The sequence below is a fragment of the Corallococcus sicarius genome, from assembly GCF_003611735.1.
Classification (GTDB): Bacteria; Myxococcota; Myxococcia; order Myxococcales; family Myxococcaceae; genus Corallococcus; species Corallococcus sicarius.
In genome coordinates this window covers 1-5,265 of record NZ_RAWG01000469.1, presented here as the reverse complement: position 1 = coordinate 5,265, position 5,265 = coordinate 1, and the positions used below count along the sequence as shown (strand labels likewise).

Here is a 5,265-nt window from a genome sequence, read left to right as displayed (position 1 = left end):
CCAGCCCACCCTCCCCGATATCGTCTCCAGCGACGGGCTCTCCTTCCACCTGGATCAGGCCTACGCCTCCCTGGCCGACATCCGGCTGACGCTGGGCACCGGCCGCACCTGCGCGGACGTGAAGGACTCCCTGGCCTCGGGCGTCGGGTGCGAGGACGCAGCGGATGGCGAACGGAGCGTGCTGAGCCTCGCGGGTCCCTTCGTGTTCGACCTGGTCCATGGGACGCTGGTTTCGGTCAATGGCAAGCAGGTTTCGGAAGACGAAGACGAAGATGCGCTGGAGATCCCGCCGGGCATCTACGCGAGCATCCGCTTCCGCTTCGATACCCTCGTGTCGGGGGGTGAGGGCTTCAGGGCCCGGACGCGCCTCTTCAAGGATTCGAAGGAATGGTCCATGGAGCTGACCGTGCCTGCCGGGGAGACGCTGGGCTTCGAGTCCACCAATCCCATGCTGGCGGTGAAGGAGGGCGGCTCCCTGCAGGTGACGTTCCGCCAGGAAAAGTGGATCAAGGACCTGCCCCTGGCGTCGTGCTACCAGCAGGGGGACCTGACGCTGGCGGACTCCGTCCTGAGCCTGGACGCGGCCCGCGGTGAGTGCCAGGGCGCCGGGGACCGCATGCGGACCAACCTCCGCACCCATGGCGGAATGAGCGCGCGCTCCTTCTGAGGTCCGCCTGCCGTCACTTGTGGACCACCACCCCTGACAGGAAGCGGTTGAGGAAGGACAGGAGGACGAAGCCCCACAGCAGCAGGCTCGCGACTCCCAGGACGATGCCCGCGAGCGCCTGCCCCCCACGACCGATGGGCGGGTGGGCCTCCGGGTCCACGCGCCTCCACGCCACCGCGCCGCACAGCACCGCGAGCGGCGCGAACACCGGCATGAACACCCCGCTCAACCCGAAGCTCAGCGCATGCCGCGCGAGCGGGTTGTTGCGGCGCACGTTCCACAGCGCCTGCAATTCCCCGGGCGTCACGTCCCGCCGGAAGAAGAGCCGGTTGCGCACGTCGCGGTGGATGACGACGGCGGTGATCAACGCGGGCACCGCGCACACCACCACCAGCGAGACCTCCTCGCGGGAGTCGGGCCCCAGAAGGACGGCCATGACCACCGGCGTGGCCAGCAGCGCATGCCGGGCCCAGGAGCGTCCCAGGAAGAAGGCCACGCCCACCGGGACCGGGGCGAAGAAGGCGAACAACAGTCGCAAGGCGGTGGGCGCGCGCGGGTCCAGGGCGGAGACGAGCCCCAGCGCCAGGAGCCCCAGGCTCACGAGCCCCACCGTCCACGCCCACCGGTCACGCCGGCCCCAGAACTCCAGGCGGAAGGCCTCCAGGTAGTTCACCTCCGGGCGCGCCTCGCAGGCCGCGCAGAACATGCGGCCCTCCAGCCCCGGCACGACCTTCACGCAGTCCGCGCACACGAAGCCGCCGCAGCGCGAACACGTGCCGGCCGCGGACATCTCCGGGTGGACGGCGCAGCGGGCCAGCGCGGAAGAGGACACTTCCAGGGACATGGCCGCAGTGTCGCACGGCGAGCAACACCCGGCACCCTGGTGCCCACCCGGTCGCCTTCGGGCTTACAGGCCCCGGGGCGCGTGTTAAGCGCGCGAGGCACTGTCCTGAACCGTGGAGGAGAACCTTGTCCCGATTGAAGGCCCTCGCCGCCGCAGCCCTGTTGCTGGGGACTCCGGCGCTCGCCCAGCAGCCCGAGGCGAAGCCGTTGGAGCCCGGCCGTGAAAACCTGGCCATCCCGTATGAGAAGTACACGCTGCCCAACGGCATGGAGGTCATCCTCTCCGTGGACCGCAAGCTGCCCGTGGTGGCCGTCAACATCTGGTACCACGTGGGTGCCTATGACGAGCAGCCGGGCCGCACCGGGTTCGCGCACCTCTTCGAGCACATGATGTTCCAGGGCTCCAAGCACGTGCCGGACGACGTGCACATCGGCCTCTTGGAGCAGGCGGGCGCCAGCGACCTCAATGGCACCACCAGCTTCGACCGCACCAACTACTACGAGACGGTGCCCAGCAACCTGCTGGAGACCGCGCTGTGGTTGGAGAGCGACCGCATGGGCTTCCTGCTGGACGCGCTCACGCAGAAGAAGCTGGAGACGCAGCAGGAGGTGGTGAAGAACGAGCGCCGTCAGGGCGTGGAGACCGCGCCCTACGGTGAGGCGCAGGAGAAGGCGTGGCAGGCGCTGTTCCCGGCGCCGCACCCGTACTCGGGCAACGTCATCGGTTCCATGAAGGACCTGAACGCGGCCACCGTGGACGACGTGAAGGCGTTCTTCCGCACCTGGTACGCGCCCGCCAACGCCACGCTCGCCATCGTGGGCGACTTCGACGTCGCGAAGACCAAGGCGCTGGTGGAGAAGTACTTCGGCACGCTGCCGTCGGGCCCCAAGCCCCAGCGTCCGGTCGTGGCCCCCGTGAAGCACACGAAGGAAGTGGTCATCCGCCACGATGAGAAGGTGGCCACGCTGCCCCTGCTCTCCATGGCGTGGCTCACGGCGCCGTACCTCAAGCCCGGCGACGCGACGGCGGACATCCTCGCCACCGCGCTGGGCACGGGCCGCGCGAGCCGCCTGTACCGCCGGCTGGTGCTGGACAAGCAGCTGGCCCAGAGCGTGGAGGCCGTGCAGCAGAGCCAGGGCGCGCAGTCCGTCTTCTCCATCGAGGCGGTGGCCCGGCCCGGCGTCACCACGGACGCGCTGCAGAAGGAGATCGACGCGGTGCTCGACGAGGTCCGCAAGGACGGCATCACGCAGGAAGAGATTGTCCGCGCGCGCACCCGCTTCGACACGCGCCACCTCGCGGGGTTGCAGGCCGTGGGCGGCTCGGGCAGCAAGTCCGACACGCTCCAGAGCTACAACCAGTTCGTGGGCGAGCCCAGCTACGTGGCGCAGGACCTGGCGCGCTACCAGGAAGTGACGGCCGCGCAGGTGAAGCAGTTCGCCACCGACGTGCTGCGTCCCGACGCGCGCGTCACCCTCCACGCGGTGCCGTCGAAGGCCGCGCCGTCTTCCGGTTCGGGCAAGGAGGCCCGTTGACCATGCACCGCCGAATCCTCACTGCCCTCCTCACGCTGACCGTCTCCGCCTGCGCCACCACGAAGCCCGCGGAGCCGCCTCCCGCCGAGCCGCCTCCGGCGCAGCAACCCTCCACCCCCGCGCCGGACGCGGAGGCGTTCCGCGCCACGCAGCCCAAGCCGGGCGCGCCGCCGGAGCTGGTGCTGCCCACGTTCGAGAAGGCCCAGCTCGACAACGGCCTCACCGTCATCATCAGCACGCGCAAGGAATTGCCGCTGGTGTTCGTCGGCATCGCCTTCGCTTCGGGCGTGTCGCAGGAGCCCCCCGCGAAGCTGGGCGTGGCGGACCTGTCCTACCGGATGCTGCTGGAGGGCGCGGGCAAGCGCGACACGGTGGACCTGGACAACGCCTTCGGCGACCTGGGCGTGTCCCCCGCGCTGTCGGTGGATCCGGACGGCGCCTTCGTGGGCGCGCGCGTGCTGACGCGCAACGTGGACGCAGCCATGGACCTGCTGGCGGACGTGGTGCTGCGGCCCACGTTCGACGCCAAGGCCTTTGAGCGGCGCAAGAAGCAGCAGCTGGGCGAGCTGGTGCGCCGCATGGGCGACCCGAACTTCCTCGCGCAGCAGGCCTATTACCAGGCCGTCTTCGGCAAGGACCATCCGTATGGCCATACGTCCGGGGGCACGCCCAAGACGGTGCAATCGCTGACGCTGGCGGATGCGAAGAACTTCTACAAGAAGAACACCGGCCCTCGCGCCGCCGCGCTCATCATGACGGGTGACGTGACGCTGCCGCAGGCGATGGAGTGGGCGAAGAAGCACTTCGGCGGGTGGAAGGGCGGGGCTGTCGCGCCCAAGCCACCTCCCGCGCCTCCCGCGCCTCCGCGCGAGCAGGTGCGTCTGGTGCCCAAGCCGGGCCTGGAGCAGACGGTGGTGCTGGTGGGCCGTCCCGGCCTCGCCGCGGGCCACCCGGACGAGTACGCGCTGGAACTGGCCACGACGGTGTTCGGCGGCTTCTTCGGCAGCCGGCTCAACATGAACATCCGTGAGGACAAGGGCTACAGCTACGGCGCCAACGCGAGCCTGGGCACGCGCCTGGGCGTGGGTCCGCTCACCGCGTACGCGGCCGTGCGGCAGGACGTGACGGGCCCCGCGCTCAACGAGTTCATCAAGGAATTGTCCGGCCTCAAGACGAAGCCCATCACGGAGCAGGAGCTGGCGGCCGCGCGCGAGGGGCTCATCCGCGCGTTCCCCGGCGCCTTCGAGACGGTGGAGGGCCTGGGCGGCAGCGCCGCGCAGCTCTACTTCCACCGCCGCCCGATGGACGAGTTCAAGCGCACCGTGGAGGGCCTGCGCGGCGCGAGCGCCGCCGAGGTGCAGCGCGTGGCCGAGGCCTACCTGGACCCGGCCGCCATGCAGGTGGTGCTCGTAGGGGATCCGCTCGTCATCCAGGAGCAGGTGAGCCCGCTCAACCTGGGCAAGCTGACCCTGGTGGAGACGCCGGGCCCGGAAGCGACTCCCGCGTCCAGGCCCTAGACGTCTTCTCGAAGCCGTCTGCTCAGGCCGGGGCTCCGACGTGTGTCGGGGCTCCGGCCTTCTTCATTCCCGGGTGGGTTCGCGGTCGGTGTCTTCGTTGCGGGCCTCGGCCTTGAGGCGGCCGCGCTCCTCGCGCTCCTCGGCGTCCACGTCATCGAGGACGCTCTGGGGGTTGTTCACGTCGCCGCCCACCGGGGCGTCGCTGTCGAAGGCGAACTTCTGCTCCTCGGTGGAGTGCTTCACGTCGTCCCCGTACAGGGGCTTGGTGTCGTCCGCCTCCAGGCCCCCCTCCACGCGGTCCTTGGCGAAGCCGGGCTTGTGGGCGCCAGCGTCCTTGTCGCTCTTCTTACGGGTGGCCATGGATTGCTCCCAGGTAGGTCAACAGGTGACACGCCCTGAATGTCGGCAGCCTCGGGGCGGCGCACCACGGTGGGCTCCGGAGGTCGGGGGCCCGGTTGCCCGCCCCCTCACCAGGAGCGCATGAAACGGCTAGACTGGTGACTCCATGGGCGGACGGAGCGCGAACAGCCTGCGGCACGAGGGGACGACGTCCTCCGCCGGCACGCGTACCCTGACGTGCCGCGCGCAGATCTCCTTCACCACCGTCTTGAACAGCGCGCCGCGGTCCGCCGCCAGCTCCAGCGTGTCGTAGCGGATGGCGGCCTCGAAGACGCCGGGGCCCGTCTCCGTGTGGAAGCCTTC

5 protein-coding genes and 1 pseudogene are annotated in these 5,265 nt (G+C 70.0%); 3 read left to right on the top strand and 3 right to left on the bottom strand.

Annotated features, from left to right (window positions below; genetic code table 11):
- A partial coding sequence (locus tag D7X12_RS43260) for a hypothetical protein (RefSeq protein WP_158620209.1) occupies positions 1 to 667 on the top strand: 667 nt, incomplete at its 5' end.
- Between the two features lie 13 nt (positions 668 to 680).
- Here the strand turns inward: D7X12_RS43260 and D7X12_RS38900 are convergent.
- Positions 681 to 1,511 (bottom strand): DUF4190 domain-containing protein, encoded by an 831-nt coding sequence (locus D7X12_RS38900; protein ID WP_120630211.1) that lies wholly within the window; start codon positions 1,509 to 1,511, stop codon positions 681 to 683.
- Between the two features lie 134 nt (positions 1,512 to 1,645).
- Here D7X12_RS38900 and D7X12_RS38895 point away from each other — a divergent pair, with 134 nt between their 5' ends.
- Together D7X12_RS38895 and D7X12_RS38890 are read left to right on the top strand one after the other, a co-directional pair.
- Positions 1,646 to 3,046 (top strand): M16 family metallopeptidase, encoded by a 1,401-nt coding sequence (locus tag D7X12_RS38895; protein ID WP_120630210.1) that lies wholly within the window; start codon positions 1,646 to 1,648, stop codon positions 3,044 to 3,046.
- Between the two features lie 2 nt (positions 3,047 to 3,048).
- Positions 3,049 to 4,563 carry a M16 family metallopeptidase gene (locus tag D7X12_RS38890; RefSeq protein ID WP_120630209.1) on the top strand — a complete coding sequence of 505 codons (1,515 nt, stop codon included), beginning with the start codon at positions 3,049 to 3,051 and terminating at the stop codon, positions 4,561 to 4,563.
- Positions 4,564 to 4,626: 63 nt separating this feature from the next.
- Here the strand turns inward: D7X12_RS38890 and D7X12_RS38885 are convergent, their stop codons facing one another.
- Positions 4,627 to 4,923, bottom strand: a complete 297-nt coding sequence (locus D7X12_RS38885) for a hypothetical protein (RefSeq protein ID WP_120630208.1) — start codon at positions 4,921 to 4,923, stop codon at positions 4,627 to 4,629.
- Between the two features lie 216 nt (positions 4,924 to 5,139).
- Positions 5,140 to 5,265 (bottom strand): annotated as a pseudogene (locus D7X12_RS45315) (hypothetical protein); the annotation flags it as partial.

Bases quoted from the DNA above. Each gene is read 5' to 3' on its own strand.
- D7X12_RS38900 (WP_120630211.1), bottom strand. From the start codon at position 1,511: ATGTCCCTGGAAGTGTCCTCTTCCGCGCTGGCCCGCTGCGCCGTCCAC.
- D7X12_RS38890 (WP_120630209.1), top strand. From the start codon at position 3,049: ATGCACCGCCGAATCCTCACTGCCCTCCTCACGCTGACCGTCTCCGCC.
- D7X12_RS38885 (WP_120630208.1), bottom strand. From the start codon at position 4,923: ATGGCCACCCGTAAGAAGAGCGACAAGGACGCTGGCGCCCACAAGCCC.